This is a genomic window from Variovorax sp. GW823-FHT04F07, from assembly GCF_058795995.1.
Genome location: NZ_JBXAIG010000008.1, coordinates 13,884 through 39,410 on the forward strand (window position 1 = coordinate 13,884; position 25,527 = coordinate 39,410).

Consider the following 25,527-nt stretch of genomic DNA (forward strand, 5'->3'; position numbering starts at 1 on the left):
GAAGAATCAGCCGATCAGCGACGCGTAGCGCGACAGGTCCACGTTCCCGCCGCTGATCACGATGCCCACGCGCTGGCCTTCGATGGCCTTCGCAGCCGCGATGGCGCCCGCGAACGCGAGGCATCCCGTCGGCTCCACCACCATCTTCATGCGCTCGGCGAAGAAGCGCATCGCCTCGACGAGCTGCTCGTCGGTGACGGTGAAGATGTCATCGACATCCTTTTTGATGATGCCGAAGGTGTACTCGCCCAGGTGCTGCGTCTGCGCGCCGTCGGCGATGGTCTTGGGCGTGTCGATGTGCACGATCTTCCCGGCGCGCAGCGACTGCTGGCCGTCGTTGCCGGCTTCGGGCTCCACGCCGTAGACCTTGCAGGCGGGCGACAGCGCACGCGCCGACAGTGCCGAGCCCGACAGCAGCCCGCCGCCGCCGAGGCACACGAACAGGTGATCGAGCGGGCCGCTCTCTTCGATGAGTTCCTTCACCGCCGTGCCCTGCCCCGTGAGCACATCGGGGTGGTCGTAGGGCGGAATCATCGTCATGCCGCGCTCCTGCGCGAGCCGCTTGGTCAGCGCCTCGCGGTCTTCGGTGAAGCGGTCGTACATCACCACTTCGGCGCCGTAGCCCTTGGTGGCGGCAACCTTGGCGGCGGGCGCGTCCTTGGGCATGACGATCACGGCCGGCATCGACAGCAGGCGCGCCGACAGTGCGATGGCCTGCGCGTGGTTGCCCGACGAGAAGGCGATGACGCCGCCCTTGCGCTGCGCCGCGTCGAACTTCGACAGCGCATTGAACGCACCGCGGAACTTGAACGCGCCCATGCGCTGGAAGTTCTCGCACTTGAAGAAGAACTGCGCGCCCCAGCGCTCGTTGGCGGTGGTCGATTGCAGCACCGGCGTGCGGTGGGCATGGCCTTCGAGCCGCGCGGCCGCGGCGATGACGTCGTCGTAGGTAGGGAGTTGCATGGGTCGAGCTTAGCGGCGGCGTGCCGTTCCTTGCAGCCCCGATGGGTAAAAACCCGGGGATGCGCCCCGCCGCCGAAGTCCGTACTCTGTATACAGAGTTCAGAAAAGGCCCGTCATGCCCGCCCAGTTGCTCAGCATCGAAGTCGCTCCCGACCTCGTCGACCAGGTCTACCGCGCCCTGCTCGGCGCCATCAGCAGCGGCGCGCTCGCGCCGGGCGAGCGGCTCACGCAGGAGGACATCGCGGCGCGGCTCGCGGTGTCGCGCCAGCCGGTGCTGCAGGCGCTGCGGCTGCTCAAGAAAGACGGCTTCGTGCAGGACGCGCCCGGGCGCGGTGTGCTGGTGGCGCCGCTGGAGGCCGAGGCGATGCGCAAGGTCTACCAGGTGCGCGGCGCGCTCGACGTGCTGGCCGCTCGGCTGGCGGCGCTGCAGCGCTTTCGCATCGACCCGAAGCTCATCGAGCGCGGCCGGCGCGCGGCGCGCGGGCGCAATGTCGAAGCCATGATCGATGCCGACGTGGCCTTTCACAAGGCCATCTACGCCGCCTCGGGCAACCCGCTGATCGGCCAGAGCGCCGACCCGCACTGGCGCCACCTGCGCCGCGCGATGGGCGCGGTGCTGCAGGCCGAGCCGCAGCGCGAGTCGCTGTGGGGCGAGCACGAAGCCATTGCCGACGCCATTGCCGCCGGCGACGTCGAACGCGCCGCGCGCCTGAGCGACGAGCACGTCTCGCGCGCCAGCGACGCGCTGGCCGAGCGGCTCGCGCAGCAGCTGGCGCGCAGGGCATCCGCATCCCCCACCAAAAAAGGAGACAAGGCATGAAGCTGACCCCCGAGCAACGCACGCAGTTCGAGCGCGACGGCTACCTGTTCTTCCCCGGCCACTTCTCGCCCGAAGAGACGAAGGTGCTGACCGAGGCGGTGCCCAACCTGTACAGCAAGCGCGCGGCCTTCAACGTGCGCGAGAAGGGCTCCGACGCCGTGCGCACGAACTTCGCGGCGCACCTCATCAGCGAGCCCTTCGCGCGGCTGGCGCGGCACCCGCGCATGGTCGAGCCGGTGATGGACCTGTTCGACGAAGCGGTCTACATGCACCAGTTCAAGATCAACGGCAAGATGGCCTTCGAGGGCGACGTGTGGCAGTGGCACCAGGACTACGGCACCTGGCTCAACGACGACCTGATGCCCACCGAGCGCGCGATGAACGTGGCCATCTTTCTGGACGAAGTGACCGAGCACAACGGTCCGCTGATGTTCATTCCGGGCAGCCACCGCAAGGGCGTGGTCGATGCGAAGCATGACCTCACGACCACCAGCTACCCGCTGTGGACGGTCGACAACGACCTGATCCGCCAGCTGGTCGACCGCGCGGGTGGCACGCAGGGCGGCATCGTCTCGCCCAAGGGGCCGGCCGGTTCGATGATCCTGTTCCACAGCTGCCTCGTGCATGCCTCGGGCAGCAACCTCTCGCCCTTCAACCGCGTGGCGGTGTACCTGAGCCTGTGCGCGGTCAGCAACCACATCCGCCGCCACCAGCGGCCCGAATACATCGCGCACAGAAACTTCGCGCCCATCGAGGTGCTGCCCGACGACTGCCTGCTGACGCCCTACCCCGTCGAGGTGCCGTGGAAAGACGGCCTGCCCGACAGCGCGCTGCGCACCTCGCCCGACGTCATCGAAACCGTGGAAGCCTGAACGCCATGAGCCTGCACACCCGCCTGCAACAGCGCGCCGCCGAAGGCCGCCCCATCCGCATCGGCCTGATCGGCGCCGGCAAGTTCGGCGCCATGTACCTGGCGCAGATTCCGCGCACGCCCGGCGTGCAGCTGGTCGCCATTGCCGACCTCTCGCCCGCCGCCGCGCGCGTCAACCTGGAGCGCGTGGGCTGGCAGGCCGAGCGCAGCAACGCCGGCTCGGTGCAGGAGGCGCTGAAGACCGGCGCCACCTGGATCACCGACGACTGGCAGGCCGTGACGCGCGAGCCGTCCATCGATATCGTGGTCGAGTGCACCGGCAACCCGGTCGCCGCGGTCGACCACTGCCTGGACGCCTTTGCGCACGGCAAGCACGTGGTCAACGTGACGGTCGAGGCCGACGCCTTCTGCGGCCCGCTGCTCGCGCACAAGGCGCAGCAGGCCGGCGTGGTGTATTCGCTGGCCTTCGGCGACCAGCCCGCGCTGATCTGCGACCTGGTCGACTGGGCGCGCACCTGCGGCTTTCCCGTGGTGGCGGCGGGGCGCGGCCACAAGTGGCTGCCGCACTTCACCGAATCGACGCCCGAAACCGTGTGGGGCAACTACGGCCTCACGCCCGAGCAGGCGAAACGCGGCGGGCTCAACCCGAAGATGTTCAACAGTTTTCTCGACGGCTCCAAGCCGTCGATCGAAAGCTCGGCCGTGGCCAACGCCACCGGCCTGGGCGTGCCTTCCGACGGCCTGCTCTACCCACCCGCGAGCGTGGAAGACATTCCCTTCGTCACGCGTCCGCGCAGCGAAGGCGGCGTGCTGGAACGCAAGGGCATGGTCGAGGTGATCTCGTCGCTCGAGGCCGACGGCCGCAAGATTCCCTACGACATCCGCATGGGCGTGTGGGTCACGGTCGAGGCCGAGACCGACTACATCAAGAACTGCTTCGAGGAATACAACGCCCACACCGACCCGAGCGGGCGCTACTTCACGCTGTACAAGCGCTGGCACCTGATCGGGCTCGAGGTGGGCATGTCGGTCGCCAGCGTGGCGCTGCGCGGCGAGCCCACCGGCGTGGCCACCGGCTGGAACGCCGACGTGGTCGCCACCGCCAAGCGCGACCTCGCGGCGGGCGAGATGCTCGACGGCGAAGGCGGCTACACCGTCTGGGGCAAGCTGCTGCCGGCCGAGCGCTCGCTGCGCCTGGGCGGCCTGCCGCTCGGGCTGGCGCACAACGTCAAGCTCGTGCGCCCCGTCAAGAAGGGCCAGAGCCTGAGCTGGGCCGACGTGGCGATGGACACCACCACCGCCGCCTACCGGCTGCGCCAGGAAATGGAAACGCTGTTCACGCCCGCGGTGCGCGCCCACGCGGCCTGAGCGCGGGGCCTGGCGCCCACGTTGCGCCAAAGAGCGAACAGATCAAGAATCTTCTGCTCGGCACCGGTCCGGTGTCGAAATGACCGGTTGCGGGCCGTCATTGTGGTGAGCGATCTTGCTCGGCAAGCTTTTCCTTCACGGAGAAACACCATGCAGTACATGTTGATGTTCTACCAACCCGCGGCCGAATTCGAACAACGCAACGACGCCTCGTCGCAGGCCTACCGCGCCAGCTGGGTCGCGTACGCCGACGCGGTGCGCCAGTCGGGCATTTCGCTCGGCGGCCACGGCCTGCTGCCGCCCATGACCGGCACCACGCTGCGCGTGCGCGGCGACAAGCGCCAGGTGCAGGACGGCCCCTTCGCCGACACCAAGGAACAGCTCGGCGGCTACTTCGTCGTCGACGTGCCCGACCTCGACGCCGCGCTCGAATGGGCCGCGCGTGCGCCCTGCGCCGCCAGCGGCGGCGTCGAAGTGCGGCCGGTCTTCACCGCCACCGCAGCGGCGGGCGCGAGCCAGACGTGACCACCCCGGCGGCACATCACGCCGCCGAACGCGCGGCACGCGAGTCGTACGGGCGGCTGCTGGCCATCCTGTCCGCCCGCACGCACGACATCGCGGCCTCCGAAGACGCCCTGGCCGACGCCTTCGCCCGCGCGCTCGAGCGCTGGCCCGCCGACGGCGTGCCGGTGCAGCCCGACGCCTGGCTGCTGAGCGTCGCGCGGCACCGCAAGCTCGACGCCTGGCGCCACAGCCGCGTGCAGGACGACGCCACGCAGACCCTGCTGCTGCTCGCCGGCGAGATGGACGAGGCCGACCCCGATGCGGCCACCGTGCCCGACGAGCGCCTGCGCCTGCTGTTCGTCTGCGCGCACCCCGCCATCGACGCCGCCGCGCGCGCGCCGCTCATGCTGCAGACCGTGCTCGGGCTCGACGCGGCGCGCATGGCCGGCGCCTTCCTCACCTCACCGTCCGCGCTGGGCCAGCGGCTGGTGCGCGCCAAGGCCCGCATCCGCGCGGCCGGCATTCCCTTCGAGTACCCGCAGGCGCGCGACCTGCCGCACCGGCTGCGCGACGTGCTCGACGGCATCTACGCCGCCTACGGCACCGGCTGGGACGACGTCGACGGCGCCGACGCCCTGCCGCGCGGCCTGACGACCGAGGCCATCGACCTGGGCCGCATCCTGTGCCGCCTGCTGCCCGCCGAGCCCGAGCCGCTGGGCCTGCTCGCGCTGATGCTGTTCTGCGAGGCGCGCACCGCGGCCCGCCGCACCGAGGCCGGCGCCTACGTGCCGCTCGACCAGCAGGACATCACGCGCTGGGACCACGCGCTGCTGGCTGAGGCCGAGCACCATCTGCGCATCGCGTCGGCCATGCAATCGCTCGGGCCCTACCAGCTCGAGGCCGCGATCCAGTCGGCCCACTGCGAGCGCCGCGCGGGCGCACCGGTGCCGCCCGAAGTGCTGGTGTCGCTGTACGAAGGCCTGCTCGCGCTGCGGCCCAGCATCGGCGCGCAGGTCAGCCTGGCGTGCGCGCTGGCGAATGCGCGCGGGCCCGAAATCGGGCTGCGCGCGCTCGATGCGATTCCATCGGACGAGGTGGCGAGCTACCAGCCGTTCTGGGCGGCGCGTGCGCACCTGCTTGCGGCCGGTGGCGCGCGCGTGGCGGCACGGCAGGCCTACGACCGGGCGATCGGGTTGAGCAGCAATGGGGCGGTGCGGGCGTACCTGCACGCGATGTCGGAACGGGCCTGAGGCAACGCGCGCTCAGCGCGCATTGAAAGTGCGCGGAAACAACGCGGCCTGCGATCGGTCTCGCAGCCGGTAGCCCATGGCGGGCCGGCCGAGGCTGCCCGCCACCATGCCTGCTTCTTCCATGAACCCACCGTCCAGCATCCGCTTGCGGAAGGCACTCTTGTCGATGTCACGGCCCAGCACGACCTCATAGGCATGCTGCAGCGACGGCAAGGTGAAAGGCTCTTCCAGCAGGAAAGCCGGCAGCGAGGTGTATTCCACCTTGCTGCGCAGACGGGCAACGGCCGCCTCGAGCAGTTCTCCGTGGTCGAACGCCAGACGTTTGCGCATGGCCGCATCGACCTCGAACCACGCCACCTCGGCGGCGTTGGCGCCGCTTCGCAATTGCATGGCCTGCGCCGGGATGAGTGCATAGAAGCAGTGCGTGGCCGACCACCCGCGCGGATCGCGCTGCGCCCCGCCCCAACTCCCGAGCTGCTCGAGATAGGGCGTGACCACGCCGGTCTTCTCGCGCAGCTTGCGCAATGCGCAATCGAGCAGCGAGGCATCTTCATCGGTGTTGACGAAGCCGCCCGGCAATGCCCATTTGCCAGGAAACGGCTCGTTGCTGTCGGCCGCTCGTTTCACCAACAAGACCTGCAATGCGTCGTCCAGCACAGTGAACATCGCCACATCGACAGTGACCAACGGGCGGGAAAAGGTCAAGGCAGGGAACGTTGAAGCGGGCATGGTCACGATCAGCTTGACTCCGGATTTATTAGTTGTACTATACAACCCATCATTAGTTGTACAGAGCAACTCAATGAGATCGCAAGAAGAACAACAACGAGAGGAACCCAGAACAATGAACAAGCAGACCACGCCGCTTCCCACCGAGCCCCATCTCGCCCAACGCGAGCGCTGGCCGCAGGACGGAAAGCACATCCTGGCGCATCACGATGCCCAGTCCGTCATCGTCTACCAGGCCTACCGCCCCGCCATCGGCGAATACGCGATCCGGCATGGCCGTCTCGACGGAGCGGACTTCAGCCTTTCACGGATGAGCTGGATCAAACCGAACTTCCTCTGGATGATGTATCGCTCCGGCTGGGGCACCAAGGAAGGCCAGGAGGTCACGCTCGGGCTGCGGCTGCGCCGTGCGTTCTTCGAACGGGTCGTGCGCGAGGCCGTGCCTTCGACCTTCGATGCCGAGCGCTATCCTGATCGCGATGCGTGGCAGGAGGCGGTCAACCGTTCCGAGGTTCGCCTGCAATGGGACCCGGACCACGCACCGGCAGGCAACAAGCTGGAACGCCGCGCGATTCAGTTGGGCCTGCGGGGCCGAACGCTCGCTGCGTTTGCAAATGAAGAACTGCTCGAGGTGATCGACATGCGCGCCTTCGTGGACGCCCAACGCCCGATGGCGCAGAACGACAACCCCGGGCTGCAATTGCCGGTCGAGCATGTGCTCGACTTCGAATCCTGAGGACCACACGAAATGACGACGAACAGACCCCACGCGCTGCGCAGCAACGAAGACCTGCTCGCGCACATCGCCCAAGGCCACAAGATCGACTGCCTGTTCTTCTGGGGCCACCAGGTCCCGAAGGACGGCAGCATCGGCAAGAGCTGCTTCAGCCAGTGGTACGAGGCGCCCTTCACTGTCGAAGGCGTCACCTACCGTACCGCCGAGCATTTCATGATGGCTGGCAAGGCGCGGCTCTTCGGTGACGCGGCCACCTGCGAAAAGATCATCGCCGCGCGCACGCCCGGCGAAGCAAAGAAGCTGGGGCGCCAGATCGGCAACTTCGATGAAGCGGCGTGGCTCGAAGCGCGCTTCGACCTCGTGACGCGCGGAAACGTCGCGAAGTTCTCGCAGAACGCGGCGCTCGGCGCGTACCTGCTCGGTACCGGCCGGCAGGTGCTGGTCGAAGCGAGCCCCGTCGATGCGATCTGGGGCATCGGCCTCGCTGCGACGGACGCGGCAGCGCAAGACCCGCGCACCTGGAAAGGCCTGAACCTGCTGGGCTATGCGCTGATGGCGGCCCGCGACGAACTGGGGGCGGCCCCATGAACGCGGCGCGCTACCAGGGGTGCCTGCTCGGGCTGGCCTGCGGCGATGCGGTGGGCACCACGCTGGAGTTCCGCACGCGCGGCACGTTCGAGCCCGTCACCGACATGCGCGGCGGCGGCCCTTTCGGCCTGATCCCCGGCGAATGGACCGACGACACCTCAATGGCGCTGTGCCTCGCGGCGAGCCTGATCCATTGCCAGGGCTTCGATGCCACCGACCAGATGAACCGCTACTGCAACTGGCGCAGCGTGGGCTACATGAGCAGCACGGGAAGCTGCTTCGACATCGGCTTCACGGTGTCGGGCGCCCTCACCCGCTACCTCGCATCGGGCGATCCGTTCGCGGGCGACCCCGATCCGCGCACGGCAGGCAACGGCGCGCTGATGCGGCTCGCGCCCGTGCCGATGTTCTACGCGCCGAGCGCCGAAGCCACCTGGCGGCAGGCCGGCGAAAGCACACGCACCACGCACGGCGCGCAGGAGGCTATCGAGTGCTCGCAGCTTTTCGCGTTGCAACTGCGCGCAGCGCTGCAAGGCGAAAGCAAGGCGGCGATCCTTGCCACCGTACCGTTGGCGCCCTTGAGCGAGAAGGTCGCGGCGCCGGCACGCGGCGACTACGCCTCGAAGCCGATCGAACGCATCAAGGGCTCCGGCTATTGCGTCGAATCGCTCGAAGCAGCGCTCTGGTGCTTCGCGCACACCGACTCGTTCGAGCAGGCGGTACTCGCGGCCACCAACCTGGGTGACGATGCCGACACCACCGCGGCGATCTGCGGCCAGATCGCAGGCGCGTTCTACGGCGTGGACGGCATTCCCGCCGGCTGGCTGCGCCAGCTCGTGATGCGCGACGAGATCACGCAGATGGCCAACGACCTGCTCGCGCTGGCGCAACGCTGAACGCGCCCGCGCTCAATCCGACGTCACGGCAGCGGCGGCCCCCACCCGCCGCCCTTCAAGCCGGCTGCCACCCTGCGTCAGCGTGACGCCGATCACCTCGCCGCCATCCCCACGCCGGAACACGAATTGCGCGCCGATGGCCGTCACCGCAAAACGATCAGGCCCCGTGGGCGTGAGGAGGTTGTAGCCCTTGCCCGATTCGCGCGCCAGCAAACGCCCGTCGCGCACGGTGAAGCCCAGCACCTGCGCCTTGCCGACGCGGAACTCGCCCGCGTAGTCGGCCAGGCGCTTCGGATCGATCGGCACTTCCGTCGTCGGCACCGGGTAGCGGCTCTTGCCGATGGCGAGCATCACGGGCTGCAGCGGCGCGCGCTGGTTGCTGGCCAGCACGATGAGCGCCTCGCCGGTGTCGGGTGCCAGCAGCCAGAGCGTGCGGTAGCCCTCGGTGACGCCCGCGTGGTAGTAGGTGCGCCGGCCGGTCTCGGGGCCGCGCACCATCACGGCATAGCCGATCTCGGCGCCCTCGTAGCGCGCGAGCGGCGTGAGCAGGCGCGCGGCGGCCGGGCCCAGCGGGCCGTGCGCGCCGGCGAGGATGGCGCGGCTGAAGGCCAGCATGTCGGCGGCGGTCGAGCGCAGCGCGCTGGCGGGCGCGTAGGCATGCATGTCGAAGCGGCGCTGGCGCTGGTCGCCCGCGAACGGCGGCGCCATGCGCGAGGCCTTGTCGCCGAGCGGGATCACGGTGTCGTTCATGCCCAGCGGCTCGGTGATGCGCGCACGCACCAGCTCGCCCCACGAGGTGCCGTAGCGCAGCGCCAGCAGCTGCCCGAGCAGCGCCATGCCGAAGTTGCTGTAGCGCGCCTCGCACGGCGCCGCGACGCCCGTGAGGTGGATGCGCGCGAGCGCGGCCCAGAACATCGGCAGGTCGAAGCTGCGGAACTGCTCGGCCAGCGCGGCGCCGCCGGTCACGCCGTCGGCCATCACGGGCAGGCAGCCGGTGTGGGTGACGAGCTGCCGCAGCGTGATCGACGCCACGGCGGGCGGCACGCCCTCGGCATGGCCGGCCAGCAGCTTGCCCACGCTGTCGTCGAGCGCCACGTCGCCGCGCTCCACGGCCTGCGCCAGCAGCAGGCCGGTGAAGACCTTGGTGACGGAGCCGATCTCGAACATCGGCTGCTCCGCGCTGGCCGGCGCAATGGCGCGCGCCACCAGCGGCTCGGGGTTGTGGGCGATGCCGTAGGCGGCCTTGTCGCCGCGCAGCACGCCGACCACCAGCGTGCCGCGCTCGGCGCCGAGCGCGGTGCGGGCCAGAACGGCAGGGTCGCTGGCGAGCGAGAGGGGTGCGGAGGGTGCGGCCGGCGGTGCGAGTTGCGCGCTCGCCGCGCCCGCGAGCCAGGGCACGAGAAGCCAGGGTGCCAGCCAGCGGCGGCACCAGGCGGAGGGCAGAAGCCGCATCGTCGGAATCCTCGGGCGTGAAGTCGTCATCGTCGAAAGAGCCGCCATCCTGCCACGGCGGCCACAATGACCCCATGCGTGCATTGCTTTCGACCTTCTCCTTGCAGGAACTGCGCCACCACCCCTGGCGCAACGCGGCGGCCGTGCTGGCCGTGATGCTGGGCGTGGCGCTGGCGTTCTCGGTGCAGCTCATCAACGCCTCGGCGCTCGACGAGTTCTCCAGCGCGGTGCGCTCGGTGAACGGCCAGCCCGACCTCGAGGTGCGCGCCGCGCAGGGCAGCTTCGACGAGGCCGTGTTCGGCCGGCTCGCGCGCCGGCCCGAAGTGGCGCTGGCGAGCCCGGTGCTCGAGTTCCAGGGCCTTGCGCTGAGCGGCGACGGGCGCCAGGTGCCGCTGCGCGTGATCGGTGTCGATGCGCTCGCGCTGCCCACCATCGCGCCCGCGCTGATGCCGCAGTCGGTGGCCGGTGCGGACCGCTTCGCGCTGTTCGCGCCCGGCCATGTGTTCCTCAACGCGGCGGCGCGCCAGGCGCTGCAGCTGCCGCTGCAGCCCGCGACCGGCGAGAGCCTGCAGCTGCGCAGCGGCGCCGCGTGGCAGCGCCTCGCAGTCTCTGGCCATGTGACGGCCGGCGGCGCGGCGCTGGCGGTGATGGACATCGCGGTCGCGCAGGAGCTGTTCGGCCCGCTCGGGCAGTTGAGCCGCATCGACCTGCGACTGGCGCCAGGCACCGACCGCGCGGCCTTCGTGGCCACGCTCGAGAAGTCGCCCGACTGGCCCGCAGGCCTGAAGTTCGCCGAGCCGGGCGATGCGGCCGAGCGCGTGAGCAACCTGTCGCGCGCCTACCGCGTCAACCTCACGGTGCTGGCGCTGGTGGCGCTGTTCACGGGCGCGTTCCTGGTGTTCTCGGTGCTCGCGCTCAGCGTGGCCAAGCGCGCACAGCAGTTCGCACTGCTCGGCGTGCTGGGCCTCACGCCGCGCGGACGGCTGCGGCTGGTGCTGGCTGAATCGCTGGTGCTCGGGCTGATCGGCAGCGCCGCCGGCCTGGCGCTGGGCACCGCGCTCGCGGCCTTCGCGCTGCGCGTGCTGGGCGGGGACCTGGGCGGCGGCTACTTCGAAGGCGTGGCGCCCCGGCTGCACTGGAGCAGTGGCGCCGCACTGCTGTACGGCGGACTCGGCGTGGTGGCCGCGCTGGTGGGCGGCTGGTGGCCCGCGCGCGCCGCGCAGGCGCTGCCCGAAGCGCAGACGCTCAAGGGCCTGGGCGCCGCGCCCGCGCAGGGCCGCCACCACTGGCTCGCGCTCGGGCTCATCGGCGCGGGCGCGGCGCTGGCCAACCTGCCGGCCATCGGCGGCATTCCGGTGGCGGCGTACCTGTCGGTGGCCTGCCTGCTGGTGGGCGGCATCACCGCCCTGCCCTGGCTGATCGCGCTGCTGTACGACCGCGTGGCGCCGGCGTTTGCGCGGCGCGTGCTGCCGATGCTCGCCGTCGAACGCGCGCGCCGCATGCGCGGCACGGCGGCCGTGGCGGTGAGCGGCGTGGTCGCGAGCCTGAGCCTGGCGGTGGCGCTCACGGTGATGGTCGCGAGCTTTCGCGAGTCGGTCACGCACTGGCTCGACGTGGTGCTGCCGGCCGACCTGTACGTGCGCGCCACCTCGGGCGGGCGCGGCAGCGGCAACAGCGGCGGCACCAGCAGCACCGACACCGCGACCTTCGCGCCGGCCTTCGTGCAGGCGCTGGCGCAACTGCCCGGCGTGGCGCGCACCGGCACGCTGCGCACGCAGTCGCTGCAGCTCGACCCCGCGCAGCCCGCCGTGACGCTGATCGCGCGCAGCCTCGAAGGCGGCGTGGTGCGCGGCCTGCCGCTGGTGGGCGAGGCGCTGCCGGTGCCGCCCGGCCAGACCGGCATCTACGTGAGCGAGCCGATGGTCGAGCTGTACGGCGCGAAGCCGGGCACGGCGTTTTCGCCGCTGGCCGATGCGATGCGCACGGCGACGCCGCAGGTGTTCTTCGTGGCCGGCGTGTGGCGCGACTACGCGCGGCAGTTCGGTGCCATCGCGATGGACGCGCGCGACTTCGAGCGCATCACCGGCGAGCACGACGTGAGCGACGTCGCGCTGTGGCTCGCGCCCGGTGCATCGGAGGCCGAGGTGCAGGCGGCTGTGCGCAAACTCGCATCGCGAACATCACGCGACGGCGCGGTCGAACTTGCCTCAGTCGGCCAGATCCGCGCCACCTCGCTGCGCATCTTCGACCGCAGCTTTGCCGTCACCTACTGGCTGCAGGCCGTGGCCATCGCCATCGGCCTGTTCGGCATCGCGGCCAGCTTCAGCGCGCAGGTGCTGGCGCGGCGCAAGGAGTTCGGCCTGCTCGCGCACCTGGGCTTCACGCGGCGGCAGGTGCTGGCCGTGGTGGCCGGCGAAGGCGCGGCCTGGACCGCCATCGGCGCGGTGGCCGGGCTGCTGCTCGGGCTGGCCGTGTCGGTGGTGCTGGTGAAGGTGGTGAACCCGCAGAGCTTCCACTGGAGCATGGACCTGCTGGTGCCCTGGGTGCGGCTGCTGGCGCTGTGCGTGGCCGTGGTGGCGGCCGGCACGTTCACGGCGTGGATGGCGGGGCGTGCCGCGGCGGGGCGCGATGTGGTGCTGGCGGTGAAAGAGGACTGGTAGCGCCCGACATCCGCTGGACCCGTTCCACGGTCTCCTTCTCGCCAGCCGGGCGGCAGGTCTTCGGTGGCCAGGTGATCGGTGTCGCCAAAGGCCTGCCACTGGCCGTTGGCTCCCTTGCGGGCCGGTCCGTCGGTCGCAACGCGCCCGGCCACGGCCCTTGATCGCGCGAACACGCCCTAGCCATCGCGGCTAGTGCGCCTGCGCCCCTGTCGCACGACGATCACCAAGGGAACGGATTGCGCCGTGACGCCTTCGGCGGATCGCTCCGTTCCGTCACCCAAGGAGATCGCGACATGCAGGTCGAACGCAGCGTCTATCGTGAGGACCACGAGACATTCCGCACCACGGTGCGCCGCTTTCTCGAACGCGAGTGCGTGCCCCACCAGGCCGATTGGGACCGCGACGGCCAGGTCAGCCGCGAGGTCTGGCTAAAGGCCGGCCGCGAGGGCCTGCTGTGCACCACGCTGCCCACCGAATACGGCGGCGGTGGCGGCGACTTCGGCCACGCGGCCATCATTGCCGAGGAGATCGCGCACGCAGGTGTCGGCGGCCTGTCGATCGGGCTGCATTCGGACATCGTGGCGCCTTACATCCACCGCCTGGGCACCGAGGCGCAAAAACGGAAATGGCTGCCGGGCATCTGCCGCGGCGAGCAGATCCTGGCGGTGGCCATCACCGAACCGGGCGGCGGCTCGGACGTGAAGTCGCTGCGCACCACCGCCGTGCGCGACGGCGACGACTACCTCATCAACGGCAGCAAGACCTTCATCAGCAACGGCTTCCTCAGCGACCTGGTGGTCGTGGTGTGCAAGACCGACCCAGCCGCCGGCGCCAAGGGCGTGAGCCTGGTCGTGGTCGAGACGGACCGCCCCGGCTTTCGCCGCGGCCGCAAGCTCGACAAGGTCGGCATGCGCGCCCAGGACACAGCCGAGCTGTTCTTCGACAACATCCGCGTGCCGGTAGCCAACCGGCTGGGCGACGAAGGCAAGGGCTTCGCCTACCTGATGCAGGAGCTGCCGCAGGAGCGTTTCATGATCGCCGTCAGCGCCGCGACCAAGCTCGAGCGCCTTCTCCAGCAGACCCTCGACTACGTGAAGGACCGCCGCGCCTTCGACCAGACCGTGTGGGACTTCCAGAACACGAAGTTCAAGCTGGCCGACATCAAGGCCCAGTCGGTGGCGCTGCGCACGATGGTCGATTACTACCTCGCGGCGCACATGAGCCGGCGCCTCACGGTGGAAGAAGCCGCGATCGCCAAACTGTTCGCCACCGAGACGCTGTGGAAGTGCATCGACGACATGGTGCAGCTGCACGGCGGCTACGGCTACATGCTGGAGTACCCCATCGCACGCGCCTTCGTCGACATGCGCGTGAGCCGCATCTACGGCGGCACCAGCGAAGTGATGCGCGACCTGATCTCGCGCAAGCTGTAGGCCGGGCAAGCCGGCATTTAAACAAGGAGCATCTTCATGATCGACAGGAACATCATCGGCATGGCTTTCCCGCCCTTTGCCATCACCGCCGAAGCCGGGCAGCTGCGCTTCTTCGCCAAGGCCATCGGCGAGACCGATCCGGTCTACTTCGACGAGTCCGCCGCGCGCGATGCCGGCCACCCCACCTTGCCGCTGCCGCCCACCTTCCTGTTCTCGCTGGAGCTCGCGCGTCCGCCGAGCAACTGGCGCGAAGAGGCCGGCATCGAATTGGCGCGCGTGCTGCACGGCGAGCAGTCTTTTACCTACCGGCGCATGGCCCATGCGGGCGACACGCTGCACTTCGACAGCCGGGTCACCGACGTCTACGAGAAGAAAGGCGGCGCGCTCGAGTTCGTCGTCATGGAAACCCGCGTCACCAACCAGCGCTCGGAGCACGTGGCCGACATCCGCAAGGTGCTGGTGCACCGCAATGGCTGAACAACAAAAGGAACACCCGATGAAGACCCTGAATTTCGACGCCCTCGAACCCGGCGACACCCTACCCCCACTGGCACTCGCCCCGATCAACCGCACGACCCTGGCGCTGTTCGCCGGCGCATCGAACGACCACAACCCGATGCATATCGACCTGGACTTCGCGCAGCGCGGCGGCATGCCCGACGTGTTCGCGCACGGCATGCTGTCGATGGCCTACCTGGGCCGCCTGCTGACGCAGTGGGTCGACCAGCGCAAGGTGCGCCAGTTCAACGCGCGCTTCGCCGGCATCACGCACCTGGGCCATGCCATCACCTGCACGGGCGAGGTCATCGAGAAGTTCGAGGCCGGCGGCGAGGAGCGGGTGAAGGTGGAAATCCGCACCACCAACCAGGACGGCGAGGTGAAGATCCTGGGCGACGCAGTCATCGCGCGCTGACCCGGCCCGAACGTGGTCCCCGGTGCCACGGCGCCGGGGACCGCGCGATCGATCACTGCATGAAATTCGGCCCGGCCAGCTTGACCAGTTCGCGCGTGCGCACCGATTCGCTGGCGATCATGGCGCTGAACGGCTCCCGCCCCGTGCCGGCAAACTCCCCACCGCTGATGCGCACCACCTGCTCGCGGAACGCGGGGTCTGCGGCCGCGCGCACCATCAGTGCCTCGAACTTGCCGGCAATCGGCGCCGGCGTCTTGGCACGGATCGCAAAGCCGATGAAGGTGAAGAGCGTGTAGTCGGCCACTCCACCTTCCTGCACGGTGGGCACTCCCGGCATCAACGCATGGCGCTTGCCCGACGACACACCCAGCCCGCGCACCTTGCCCGAGGCGATCAGCGGCGCCGCGCCGCCGACGTCGGTCAGCGCCGCATCGGCCACGCCGCCGATCACGTCAGCGATGGCCTGCGAGGCGCCCTTGTAGGGAATGGCGTTGAACTTCACGCCCGCCCGGCGCGCGAGGTCCAGCGCGCCCAGTCGGTACGAGTTGCCGTAGACACCGATGCTGACCGACCCCGGCGCCTTGCGGGCCGCATCGAGCAGGTCGCCCAGCGTCTTGAACCGCGAGTCAGGCGATGTCACCAGCACGGCCGGAATGCGCACCAGGTCGAGCATCGGCGTCAGGTCTTCCACCTTGTAGGGCAGGTCCTTGATGACCAGCGGATTGATCACCATGGTGCTGTTGCTCACGAGCACCACCGAATGGCCGTCCGCCGGCGCGCCCAGCAGGTTCTGCGTGCCCACGACAAGATCGGCGCCGGGCCGGTTCTCGACGAAGGTCGCCTGCCCCGAGACGGCCCTGAACTGCTCCGCCATCAGCCGCGTGAGCGTGTCGCCGCTGCTGCCGGGCCCGATGGGCACGATGAAGCGCACCGCGCGAGAGGGATACCCCTCGTCGGCCTGGGCCTGCGAGAGCATGGGAGCGGCCACGGCCAGGGCCAGCCACACGGCACCGATCTTCTTGTTCATGTCTTGTCTCCTTGGGGGGTCTTCACGTGAGCGCGAGTGCGGCAGCGCGCGCGGCCTGGTCGTGCGCGTCCTGCTGCGCCTGCATCTCGCGCCACAGGATCTTTCCGGTCGCGGTCTTGGGCAGGGCCTCGACGAACTCGACCAGGCGCGGCACCTTGTAGGCCGACAGGCGCGTGCGCGCCCATTCCGTCACCGCCTCCGGCGCCAGCGTGCCGCGCGCCGCCGGACGCAGCACGACGAAGGCCTTGACGGTCTCGCCGCGGCGCGCATCGAAGGCCGAGATCACGCAGGCCTCCTGCACCGCCGGGTGGCCGTACAGCGAGGTCTCGATCTCGGCGGGCCAGATCTTCAGGCCCGCCGCGTTGATCATTCGCTTGAGCCGGTCGGTGACATAGAAATAGCCGTCTTCGTCGTGATGGCCGATGTCGCCGCTGCGCAGGAAGCGCTTGCCGTCGATCTCGATGGTCGCCGCCGCCGTGGCCTCCGGCTGGTTCCAGTAGCCCTCGAACAGGGTGGGCGCGTGGATCACGATTTCCCCGGGGTGCGCGGGCCCCAGCTCCGCGCCCGAGTCCGGATCGATCACGCGGGCATCGCAGTTGATGTGCGGCACACCCGCGCACTGGCGCCGCGCCGCCTGGGGCGGGTTGATGTGCGAGGCGCCGCAGGCTTCCGTGAGGCCGTAGCTTTCGATGAAGGACAGCCCCAGCCGTTCCTCGATCTTGCGGATCAGCGCCTCGGGCATGGCCGTGGCGCCGCCATAAAGCCGCCGCAGCGACGACAGGTCGCGCTGCGCGATGTCGGGCCGCGAGAACACCTCGGCCAGCATCGGCGTGACGGCGCACCAGGCGTACAGGCGCAGCCGCTCGATCAGCTCGACCACCGCATCACCATCCCAGCGCGACAGCAGCACGACGGTGCGCCCGACGTAGATCGCCAGGTTCATCACGTTCATGCCGGCCAGGTGGCTGGCCGGCAGCACCAGCAGCTCGGACTGGTCGGCCTGCTCCGACAGCCACTGCACGCGCTGCAGCGATGCATGGGCAAAGTTGCGGTGCGTCAGCATGGCGCCCTTGGGCTTGCCGGTGGTGCCCGAGGTGTAGGCCACCACGGCAAGGTCGCCGCCCCCGCCCTGCATCGGGGTCGGCGCGATGCCTGCCGCGAGCGCGCCGGAGAACGTGTGCAGCCCGGGGCCGGCCAACGGCCGCCGCGCTTCGCGCACGAACTCGGGAATCTCGAGGAAGGGCACATCCTGCGGCCGGCCGGCCAGCTCGGAGACCGCGCCGACCACGCAGCCGTCCAGGCGGTTGTCGTCGAGCAGGGACTGCGCCCTGTCCATCATGTCCTGCGTGGCGATCAGCACCCGCGCGCCGGAATCGCTGGCGTAGTAGGCGACCTCCTCGGCGGTGCTCATGGCGTTCATCGCCACCACCACGGCATCGCACCGCAGCACCGCGTAGTAGGCGATGACGAACTGCGGGCAGTTCTGCATCAGCAGCATCACGCGGTCGCCGCGCCGCACGCCCAGCCGCTGCTGCAGGTAGCCGGCCAGCGCCAGTGCATCCGCATGCAGGCTGCGGTAGCTGGTCGAGCGTCCGTAGTAGGAGATCGCGACCTTGTCCGGCGCGGCCTCGGCGCTTCTGGCGAGGTGGCTGAACAGGTTGCGATCGGCCACTTCCAGCGTCTGCGGAACGCCGGCGGGCCAGTGTGCGTAGTGGCGGGTCAACCGTGCCATGAAAGCTGCCTTGAGGCGTGCCTGGCTAGAAGCCGCCGCGCCCGCCGCCGCAGATCAGCGTCTGGCCGGTGACGTAGTTCGACTCCGGAATGCAGAACATGTAGACCGAGCCCGCCGCTTCCTCGGGCGTGCCGGGGCGGCCCAGCGGAATCTCGCTGCTGGCGCGCTCGATGGTCTCGGGCCGCACGCCGATGCGGATCTCTTTGCCCTCGATCTGGATTGTCTTGGCCTCCTTCACGGGCTGCGTGAGCCGGGTGGCGATGAAGCCGAAGGCCACGCAGTTCACGTTGACCTTCATGCGGCCCCATTCCTTGGCCAGCGTCTTGGTCATGCCCACCAGGCCCGCCTTGGCCGCCGAGTAGTTGACCTGGCCCGTGCTGCCCTGCGTGCCCGAGATCGAAGAGATGTTCACCACCTTGCGAAACACCTCCTTGCCGTTCTCGGCCTCGGCCTTGCTCACTTCGCGAAAGTACGGCTGCGCGGCGCGCAGCACCTGGAACGGCGCCTTCAGGTGGCAGTCCAGGATCGCGTCCCACTGCTCATCGCTCATCTTCTGGATCACGTTGTCCCAGGTGTAGCCGGCGTTGTTGACGATGATGTCGATGGCGCCGAAGGCGTCGAGCGTCGCCTTGACGAAGCTGGTGCCGAAGTCCGGCGCGGTCACGCTGCTGGCGAACGCAACGGCCTGGCCGCCGGCGGCGCGGATCTCGGCCACCACCTCTTCGGCCGGTGCGGCGTCGAGGTCGTTGACCACCACCTTGGCGCCTTCATGGGCGAGCTTCAGCGCGATGCACCGGCCGATGCCGCGTCCTGCGCCGGTGACCATGGCCACTTTGCCTTCGAGATTTCTGTTCATGCTTGCTTTCTCCTGTGGATGGAATTTCAAAAGGCGGCCACCACGGCTTCGCCGAGGATCTTCACGTCGCCGTTCTGGTTGGCGCACTGCACTTCGACACGCAGGCGCGGCTCGCCTTCGTGCGCGAAGCGCTCGGTCACGCGGCCGGTGCACAGCGGCACGTCGTGCACCTGCGTGATGCCGGTGAAGCGCACATGCAGGCGCCGCAGCCGCTCCTGCCCCGCCCAGTTCGTGACCAGCCGTCCCACGTAGGCGGCCGACAACATGCCGTGCGCGAACACGTCGTCCAGGCCGGCATTGCGGGCGAAGTCGATGTCGATGTGAATCGGGTTGTGGTCGCCCGAGGCGCCGGCATACAGCGCCAGCGTGGTGCGGGAGATCGCGGGCAACTGCAGCGCGGGAATGCTGTCGCCCACCTGCAGGTCTTTCAGTGCCGGGGTCGTCATGTGGTCATGCCTCCGCAAGCTGGCGTTGCACGAGGGCCGTGCGCAGGTCGGCGATGTGCACGCCGTTCTGGTTGGTCACGCGGGTCTGCTTCACCAGGAACTCCAGCGCGCCGCCCTTCTTGTCGTAGACGTCGACGATCTTCGGCTCGTAGCTGAGGACATCGCCGGCATAGGCCTGTGCGTGGTACTCGTAGCTTTGCTCCGCATGCAGCAGGCGCTTGAGGTCGATGCGGGCCAGGTCCAGCAGCGCGCGCGTCTGGAACAGCCGGCCTTCCAGGCACGACAGGAAGGTGGGCGGCACGCGCAGCGCGCGGTGGCCGGCGTCGCGTGCGGCCGACGCATCGAGGTAGGTGGCATCGGTCTCGCCGATGGCCTGCGCATACGAGCGCACGGCGCCCTCTTCGACGGTGAGGCTGCGCTTGCCGAGGGCGTGGCCGATGAGGTTGCGGTCGAGCATGTCGCCTCCCCGCTCAGTTGCGGCCGTACAGCGTCACCACGCAGGCGCCGCCCAGACCCAGGTTGTGCTGCAGCGCGAGCGTCACGCCGTCCACCTGCCGCTGGTCGGCCGTGCCGCGCAGCTGGTGCGTCAGTTCGTAGCACTGCGCGAGACCGGTGGCACCGAGCGGATGGCCCTTGGACAACAGGCCGCCCGACGGGTTGGTCACCACCCGCCCGCCGTAGGTGTTGTCGCCGTCCTCGACGAACTTCTCGCCCTCGCCCACCGGGCACAGGCCCAGTGCTTCGTAGGTCAGCAGTTCGTTCTGGGCAAAGCAGTCGTGCAGCTCGCAGACGCGGATGTCCGCGGGATCGACGCCAGCCTTCTCGTAGACCTTGTTCGCCGCCGCCTGCGCCATGTGGAAACCGGCGTAGCTGATCATCGAGGGCGGATCGAAGGAGGCGACCGGGTCGGTGGTCATCGCCTGCGCAAGGATCTGCACGTCGCTGCGCAGGCCATGCTTCTTCGCGAACTTCTCGGACACGATCAGCGCGGCGGCCGCGCCGCAGGTCGGTGGGCAGGCCATCAGGCGCGTCATCACGCCGGGCCACATCACCTTGTCGTTCATCACGTCCTCGGTGCTGAGCACGTTCCTGAAGATCGCCAGCGGGTTGGCGGCGGCATGCCGGCTGGCCTTGGCGCGGATGGCGGCGAAGGTCTGCATCTTCGTGCCGTACTTCTGCATGTGCTCGCGGCCCGCGCCGCCGAAGGTGCGCAGGGCCTGTGGCAGCTCGGGCACATCGGCCGTGAGGTCGCTCACGATGTGCGAGACGCGGGCCCGCGTGCGGGGCCGGTCGTCCCAGTGCGATTTGAGCGCGCCGGCCTGCATCTGCTCGAAGCCCAGTGCCAGCACGCAGTCGGCGTCGCCCAGCGCGACGGCCTGGCGCGCCAGGTACAGCGCGGTCGAGCCGGTCGAGCAGTTGTTGTTGACGTTGACGACCGGAATACCGGTGAGCCCGACTTCATACAGCGCCGTCTGCCCGCAGGTCGAGTCGCCGTACACGTAGCCCACGTAGGCCTGCTGCACCAGCTCGTAGCCGATGCCGGCATCGGCCAGCGCGCGGCGCACCGCATCGGCGCCCATGTCGGTGTAGCTCGGGCTCGCACCGGGCTTGGCAAACGGGATCATGCCGACACCGCCGACCAGGACTTTTTCACTCATGGTTTCTCCAGTTCAGTAAGGGGGAAGAAGGAAGGAAAGTTGCAGGCAGCGCGGTGCCTACAGCTTGCGTGCGATGAGGTCGCGCATGACCTCGTTGGCGCCGCCCACCACGCGCGAGACGCGGTAGTCGGTGAAGGCGCGTGCGATGGGGTACTCCAGCATGTAGCCGTAGCCGCCGTGCAGCTGCACCATGTCGTCCAGGCACTTCCACAGCGCCTCGGTGGCGTACATCTTGGCGATGGCCGCCTCCTGCACGCTGAGCTTGCGGCGCAGGTGTTCGCCCAGGTAGTAGTCGACCAGCGTGCGCACGGCCACCGACTGCGCCTTGACGTCGGCCAGCTTGAACTTCGTGTTCTGGAAGTCCCACACGGTCTGGTTGAAGGCGCGGCGGTCCTTCACGTACTCGAGCGTGAGGCCGAGCAGGCGCTCCAGCGCAACAGCGGCATACAGGGCGATGATCAGGCGCTCCTGCGCCAGCTCCTGCATGAGGTAGGCGAAGCCCTGGTTCTCTTCGCCCAGGCGATTGGCCACGGGAACGCGCACGTTGTCGAAGAACAGTTCGGCGGTGTCGGCCGCGGGCTGGCCCACCTTGTCGAGCTTGCGGCCGCGGCGAAAGCCCGCGCGGTCGGCCTCAACCATGATCAGGCTCACGCCCTTGGCGCCGGCGGCCGGATCGGTCTTGCACACCAGCAGCACCATGTCGCAGCTCAGGCCGTTGCTGATGAAGATCTTGCTGCCGTTGATGACGTAGTCGTCGCCGTCGCGCACGGCGGTGGTGCGGATCGCCTTCACGTCGGAGCCGCCGCCCGGCTCGGTGATGCCCACCGCCAGGATCTGCTCGCCGCGGCAGATGCCCGGCAGCCATTGCTGTTTCTGCGCTTCGGTGCCCAGGCGCACGATGTACGGCGCAATGATGTCGGAGTGCAGCGAGAACCCCGCGCCCGACACACCTGCGCGATGCACCTCTTCGAGCACGACCGCCGCATGGCCGAAGTCGCCGCCACCGCCGCCGTATTCGGCCGGCACCGTCACGCACAGCAGGCCTTCGCGGCCGGCCTGGAGCCAGGTCTCGCGGTCGATCCGGCCGGCCTGGTCCCACGCCGCCTGGCGCGGCACGCACTCGCGTTCAAAGAAGCGCTGTGCGCTGGGCCTGAGCATTTCGTGGTCTTCGCGAAAGACCGTGCGATTCACATCCACTGGGAGCTCCTCTCGATGCGTCTGTTGATGGAACTTCGGCGTTGGGGAAACCGGTCGCCTTGGGGTTCATGATCGCCACTCGCCGCGCAAGATTCACTAGCCGTAATGGCGAGTCGGCGCACGCATTCAGTCCATCTTTGCGCCCGAAATCCGAACGAGCTTCTCGATGACCGGCCCGCTGGCTTCGAAGCCCTCGCGCGCCTCCTTGGCACTGTTGCCAACGCCGATCAGGCCGAAGACCTGGAACCGCGCCTTGAGCTGCACGGTTTGAATGGCCGCCCTCGCCTCCTTCTCCAGACGGGCGAGCACGGGCGCCGGGGTGCCCGCGGCCACCATCATGGTCAGCCCGCCGATGATCTTGAACTCCGGGTCGCGAAAGCCGGCCTCGATCAGCGTCGGCACGCCCGGCAGGTCGTCGAGCCGCTGCTCGCCCACCACGGCCAGCGGCCGCAACTGGCCGCTCGCGAAGTGCGGCGACAGGGAGCCGGCCGTGGCGAAGGCCCAGGGGATGTGGCCTCCGATGAGGTCCTGGATCATGGGCGCCTCGCCCTTGTAGGGCACATGCGACATGCCGAGTTGCCGTGATTCGCCGAGGTAGGAACTCATCAGGTGCCCGGACGAGCCCACGCCATAGGAGCCGTAGCTGACCTTGCCTTTGTTGGACCTGGCCCATGCAATGAACTCCGTCATGTTCCTGGCAGGCACATCCTTGTGCACCGCCAGCACCAGGCTCGCATCGCAGATGTGCGTCACGAAGGCGAGGTCCCGGCGCACGTCGTAGGGCACCTTCGAGAACGTGTGGTGCGCGTAGTAGATGGGCGTGGTGTGCGTCACCAGCAGCGTGTAGCCATCGGCGGGCGCGCGCGCGACGAGCTGCGTGGCCAGCATGCCCGACGCGCCGGGCTTGTTGTCGACGACGATGACCTGCCCCAGCGCCTTGCCCATCGCGTCGGCCAGCGAGCGTGCAATGGCATCCGACGCGCCGCCGGCCGGCGCGGGCACGACCATGGTGATGGAACGGGTCGGAAAACCCTGGGCGAAGCCCGGAGCGCTGCACGCCAGGGCGGCGGCGAGCACGAAGGTCTGGATGCGGTGCATGGCGGGTTCCTCGCCGGACGCACGGTCCGGACAGATGGCAAGACGGACAGGTCGAACGCGAAAGGGCCGCCGGCGCGCTACTCCGGCTGAAGGCCCGTGGTCGTGATGTAGTGCTTCCAGCGCGCCTGGTCTTCGCGGATGGCCTTCGTGAACTCAGCCGAGGCCGCCGGGTAGGCCGCCGTGCCGCGCCGCGCGAAATGCGCCTGGGCTTCAGGCGAAGCGACGAACTCCACGGCCAGCAGCGAGAGCTTGTCCACGATGGGCCGCGGCGTGCCGGCCGGGGCGAACAGGCCCAGCCAGCTCGTCAGCGTGGCATCGCCCAGGCCCAGTTCGCCCAGCGTGGGCACATCGGGCAGCGCCGCAACGCGCACCGGGCTCGACACCGCCAGTGCCCGGAGCTTGCCGCCTTCCACCTGCGGCACGGCCTGCGACACTTCCAGCATCGCGTAGTCGATGGTGCCGGCGAGCAGGTCGGGCAGCATGCCCGACGAACTCTTGTAGGGCACGTCCAGCGCCTGGACCTTCGCCAGGCCGTTGATCGCCGCGGTCATGACCTTGTAGCCCGATGTGCTGGTGCCATAGCTGAGCTTTCCGGGATGGGCGCGCGCGGCCGCCAGCAAGGCGTCCAGGCTGCGGTACGGCGACGTGGCTGGCACCGTCACCACGATGGGGACCACGGACATGCGCGCGATCGGCAGCAAATCCTTGTTCGCGTCGTAGGGCAGGCTCTTGAACATGTAGGGGTTGGCGGCCACGGCGCTGGCCACCGCCAGCAGCAGCGTGTAGCCGTCGGGCGCCGCCTTGGCCACGTGGTCCGACGCCAGGATGCTGTTGGCGCCGGGCCGGTTCTCTACATAGAACGACTTGCCGGTCTTGTCGCTGAGGTACTTGGCGGCCAGCCGGGTGAAGTCGTCGACCCCGGTGCCCGCGCCGCTGACCGACACGATGCGCACCGGCCGGTCGGGGTAGGCCGCGGGCTGCGCCGTCGCCGAGGCGGCAAGGCCCAGCAAGGCCCCCCACAGGCTGAGCCGCAGGACCCGCCGGTGCAGGGTGGTGGCATCTTGCGAGTGCGTGAACATGGTCTTGTCTCCTGGTGAAAGTCGGAAAGCCGCAACGACGAGAACCGTCTGAAAAACTCAATGCCTGCCGTACAGCGTGACCACGCACGCGCCGCCCAGGCCCAGGTTGTGCTGCAGCGCGAGCCGCGCACCCTCGACCTGGCGCTGGTCCGCGGTGCCGCGCAACTGGTGCGTCAGCTCGTAGCACTGCGCCAGGCCGGTGGCGCCCAGTGGATGGCCCTTGCACAGCAGGCCGCCGGACGGATTGGTGACGACACGGCCGCCGTAGGTGTTGTCGCCGTCCAGCACGAACTGCTCGGCACCGCCTTCGGGGCACAGGCCCAGCGATTCGTAGCTCAGCAGCTCGTTGTGCGCGAAGCAGTCGTGCAGTTCGACCACCGGGATGTCCCGCGGATCGACACCGGCCTGCTCGTAGACCGCGCGCGAAGCGCGCTGCGCCATGTAGGCGCCGACGAAGCCTTTCATGGTCGGCGGCTCGAAGGACTCCTGCGGGTCCGTGACCATGGCCTGCGCCAGGATCGCGACGTCGGTGCGCAGGCCGTGCCGCCGCGCGAACGCGGGCGAGCAGACGACCGCGGCGGCCGCGCCGCAGGTGGGCGGGCAGGCCATCATGCGGGTCATCACGCCCTCCCACATGACCTGGTCGTTCATGACGTCTTCGGTCGTCACGACCTTCCTGAACAGCGCCAGCGGGTTGTTCGCCGCATGGCGGCTGGCCTTGGCGCGGATCGCGGCGAAGGTGGACATCCGCGTGCCGTAGGTGCGCATGTGCTCGCGGCCCGCGCCGCCGAAGGTCACCAGGTTGCGCGGGATCTCGCCGGCATCGCCGCACAGCGCGTCCTGGATCGGCAGCACGTCGCCGCGCGGAATCGGGCGATCCGGAAAGTTGGAGCGCGTGGCCCCCGGCTGCATCTGCTCGAAGCCCAGCGCCAATGCGCACTCGACCTGCCCGCTCTGTACCGCGGCGCGCGCCAGGTAGAGCGCGCTGGAGCCGGTGGCACAGGCGTTGTTGACGTTGAACACCGGAATGGCCGTGCGGCCCACGCGGTACAGCACGCCCTGCCCGCAACTGGTGTCGCCGTAGACATAGCCGGCGAAGGCCATCTGCAACTGGCCGTAGCCAATGCCGGCGTCGGCCAACGCCAGGCGCACGGCATCGCCGCCCATCTCGAGGTAGCTGGGGCCCGCGCCGGGCTTGGTGAAAGGCACCATGCCCACGCCGGCGACCAGAACGTTGTCAGTCATGCGGTT

Annotated in this window: 25 protein-coding genes; 12 read left to right on the forward strand and 13 right to left on the reverse strand. The window is 69.3% G+C overall.

Annotated elements, in window-relative coordinates; genetic code table 11:
* Positions 1-6: 6 nt before the first annotated feature.
* On the reverse strand, positions 7-963 hold the full coding sequence (locus AC1RAA_RS27565) for a threo-3-hydroxy-L-aspartate ammonia-lyase (protein WP_492727685.1): 957 nt from the start codon (positions 961-963) through the stop codon (positions 7-9).
* Between the two features lie 115 nt (positions 964-1,078).
* Here AC1RAA_RS27565 and AC1RAA_RS27570 point away from each other — a divergent pair, with 115 nt between their 5' ends.
* The 5 genes from AC1RAA_RS27570 to AC1RAA_RS27590 all read left to right on the forward strand — a co-directional run bounded on the left by AC1RAA_RS27570 (position 1,079) and on the right by AC1RAA_RS27590 (position 5,776).
* A complete protein-coding gene (locus tag AC1RAA_RS27570; RefSeq protein ID WP_492727686.1) occupies positions 1,079-1,783 on the forward strand; it encodes a GntR family transcriptional regulator in 705 nt (234 codons plus the stop codon).
* Entirely contained in the window at positions 1,780-2,655 is an 876-nt protein-coding gene (locus tag AC1RAA_RS27575) for a phytanoyl-CoA dioxygenase family protein (protein ID WP_492727687.1), read from the forward strand. Before AC1RAA_RS27570 ends, AC1RAA_RS27575 begins: the two co-directional genes overlap by 4 nt.
* A 5-nt stretch (positions 2,656-2,660) precedes the next feature.
* Positions 2,661-4,022: an NAD(P)H-dependent oxidoreductase gene (locus tag AC1RAA_RS27580; RefSeq protein WP_492727688.1), complete on the forward strand. Its 1,362-nt coding sequence runs from the start codon at positions 2,661-2,663 to the stop codon at positions 4,020-4,022.
* 150 nt (positions 4,023-4,172) lie between these two features.
* Positions 4,173-4,547, forward strand: a complete 375-nt coding sequence (locus AC1RAA_RS27585; RefSeq protein WP_062478473.1) for a YciI family protein — start codon at positions 4,173-4,175, stop codon at positions 4,545-4,547.
* Positions 4,544-5,776: an RNA polymerase sigma factor gene (locus AC1RAA_RS27590; protein WP_492727689.1), complete on the forward strand. Its 1,233-nt coding sequence runs from the start codon at positions 4,544-4,546 to the stop codon at positions 5,774-5,776. The genes AC1RAA_RS27585 and AC1RAA_RS27590 overlap by 4 nt, the downstream gene beginning before the upstream one ends.
* A 12-nt stretch (positions 5,777-5,788) precedes the next feature.
* Here AC1RAA_RS27590 and AC1RAA_RS27595 read toward each other — a convergent pair whose 3' ends face one another.
* The gene (locus AC1RAA_RS27595) at positions 5,789-6,505 is read right to left on the reverse strand and encodes an NUDIX hydrolase (protein ID WP_492728351.1); all 717 of its coding nucleotides are present in this window, start codon (positions 6,503-6,505) and stop codon (positions 5,789-5,791) included.
* A gap of 115 nt (positions 6,506-6,620) precedes the next feature.
* On the opposite strand from AC1RAA_RS27595, the gene AC1RAA_RS27600 reads away from it, so the two are divergent.
* From AC1RAA_RS27600 to AC1RAA_RS27610, 3 genes are read left to right on the forward strand one after another with little or no spacing between them, the layout of a single operon-like run.
* Complete coding sequence (locus tag AC1RAA_RS27600) at positions 6,621-7,241, forward strand: DUF4291 domain-containing protein (protein WP_492727690.1); 621 nt, start codon at positions 6,621-6,623, stop codon at positions 7,239-7,241.
* Between the two features lie 12 nt (positions 7,242-7,253).
* Positions 7,254-7,829, forward strand: a complete 576-nt coding sequence (ybiA, locus tag AC1RAA_RS27605) for a riboflavin biosynthesis intermediates N-glycosidase (protein ID WP_492727691.1) — start codon at positions 7,254-7,256, stop codon at positions 7,827-7,829.
* Complete coding sequence (locus AC1RAA_RS27610; protein WP_492727692.1) at positions 7,826-8,725, forward strand: ADP-ribosylglycohydrolase family protein; 900 nt, start codon at positions 7,826-7,828, stop codon at positions 8,723-8,725. The genes ybiA and AC1RAA_RS27610 overlap by 4 nt, the downstream gene beginning before the upstream one ends.
* 12 nt (positions 8,726-8,737) lie before the next feature.
* Here the strand turns inward: AC1RAA_RS27610 and AC1RAA_RS27615 are convergent, their stop codons facing one another.
* Positions 8,738-10,177 (reverse strand): serine hydrolase domain-containing protein, encoded by a 1,440-nt coding sequence (locus AC1RAA_RS27615; protein WP_492727693.1) that lies wholly within the window; start codon positions 10,175-10,177, stop codon positions 8,738-8,740.
* A gap of 74 nt (positions 10,178-10,251) precedes the next feature.
* Here AC1RAA_RS27615 and AC1RAA_RS27620 point away from each other — a divergent pair, with 74 nt between their 5' ends.
* From AC1RAA_RS27620 to AC1RAA_RS27635, 4 genes are all read left to right on the forward strand, one after another.
* A complete protein-coding gene (locus tag AC1RAA_RS27620; protein WP_492727694.1) occupies positions 10,252-12,837 on the forward strand; it encodes an FtsX-like permease family protein in 2,586 nt (861 codons plus the stop codon).
* Positions 12,838-13,130: 293 nt separating this feature from the next.
* Positions 13,131-14,270 (forward strand): acyl-CoA dehydrogenase family protein, encoded by a 1,140-nt coding sequence (locus tag AC1RAA_RS27625; RefSeq protein WP_492727695.1) that lies wholly within the window; start codon positions 13,131-13,133, stop codon positions 14,268-14,270.
* Between the two features lie 36 nt (positions 14,271-14,306).
* Entirely contained in the window at positions 14,307-14,747 is a 441-nt protein-coding gene (locus AC1RAA_RS27630) for a MaoC family dehydratase N-terminal domain-containing protein (RefSeq protein WP_354345040.1), read from the forward strand.
* A 19-nt stretch (positions 14,748-14,766) separates the two neighbouring features.
* Positions 14,767-15,183 carry a MaoC family dehydratase gene (locus AC1RAA_RS27635; RefSeq protein WP_062482834.1) on the forward strand — a complete coding sequence of 139 codons (417 nt, stop codon included), beginning with the start codon at positions 14,767-14,769 and terminating at the stop codon, positions 15,181-15,183.
* A 52-nt stretch (positions 15,184-15,235) separates the two neighbouring features.
* Here AC1RAA_RS27635 and AC1RAA_RS27640 read toward each other — a convergent pair whose 3' ends face one another.
* From AC1RAA_RS27640 to AC1RAA_RS27685, 10 genes are all read right to left on the reverse strand, one after another.
* Positions 15,236-16,210, reverse strand: coding sequence for a tripartite tricarboxylate transporter substrate binding protein (locus AC1RAA_RS27640; protein ID WP_492727696.1), 975 nt, complete (start codon positions 16,208-16,210; stop codon positions 15,236-15,238).
* Between the two features lie 22 nt (positions 16,211-16,232).
* On the reverse strand, positions 16,233-17,942 hold the full coding sequence (locus AC1RAA_RS27645; protein ID WP_492727697.1) for an AMP-binding protein: 1,710 nt from the start codon (positions 17,940-17,942) through the stop codon (positions 16,233-16,235).
* Positions 17,943-17,967: 25 nt separating this feature from the next.
* Complete coding sequence (locus tag AC1RAA_RS27650; RefSeq protein ID WP_492727698.1) at positions 17,968-18,798, reverse strand: SDR family NAD(P)-dependent oxidoreductase; 831 nt, start codon at positions 18,796-18,798, stop codon at positions 17,968-17,970.
* 26 nt (positions 18,799-18,824) lie between these two features.
* Positions 18,825-19,244 carry a MaoC family dehydratase gene (locus AC1RAA_RS27655; protein ID WP_492727699.1) on the reverse strand — a complete coding sequence of 140 codons (420 nt, stop codon included), beginning with the start codon at positions 19,242-19,244 and terminating at the stop codon, positions 18,825-18,827.
* A 4-nt stretch (positions 19,245-19,248) separates the two neighbouring features.
* A complete protein-coding gene (locus tag AC1RAA_RS27660; protein ID WP_492727700.1) occupies positions 19,249-19,701 on the reverse strand; it encodes a MaoC family dehydratase N-terminal domain-containing protein in 453 nt (150 codons plus the stop codon).
* Between the two features lie 13 nt (positions 19,702-19,714).
* The gene (locus tag AC1RAA_RS27665) at positions 19,715-20,902 is read right to left on the reverse strand and encodes a lipid-transfer protein (RefSeq protein ID WP_062474020.1); all 1,188 of its coding nucleotides are present in this window, start codon (positions 20,900-20,902) and stop codon (positions 19,715-19,717) included.
* A 57-nt stretch (positions 20,903-20,959) separates the two neighbouring features.
* Entirely contained in the window at positions 20,960-22,099 is a 1,140-nt protein-coding gene (locus AC1RAA_RS27670) for an acyl-CoA dehydrogenase family protein (protein ID WP_492727701.1), read from the reverse strand.
* Positions 22,100-22,225: 126 nt separating this feature from the next.
* Positions 22,226-23,197, reverse strand: a complete 972-nt coding sequence (locus AC1RAA_RS27675) for a Bug family tripartite tricarboxylate transporter substrate binding protein (protein ID WP_492727702.1) — start codon at positions 23,195-23,197, stop codon at positions 22,226-22,228.
* Positions 23,198-23,274: 77 nt separating this feature from the next.
* Positions 23,275-24,276 carry a Bug family tripartite tricarboxylate transporter substrate binding protein gene (locus tag AC1RAA_RS27680; protein WP_062474026.1) on the reverse strand — a complete coding sequence of 334 codons (1,002 nt, stop codon included), beginning with the start codon at positions 24,274-24,276 and terminating at the stop codon, positions 23,275-23,277.
* Positions 24,277-24,333: 57 nt separating this feature from the next.
* Complete coding sequence (locus AC1RAA_RS27685) at positions 24,334-25,521, reverse strand: lipid-transfer protein (RefSeq protein ID WP_492727703.1); 1,188 nt, start codon at positions 25,519-25,521, stop codon at positions 24,334-24,336.
* Positions 25,522-25,527: the final 6 nt, after the last annotated feature.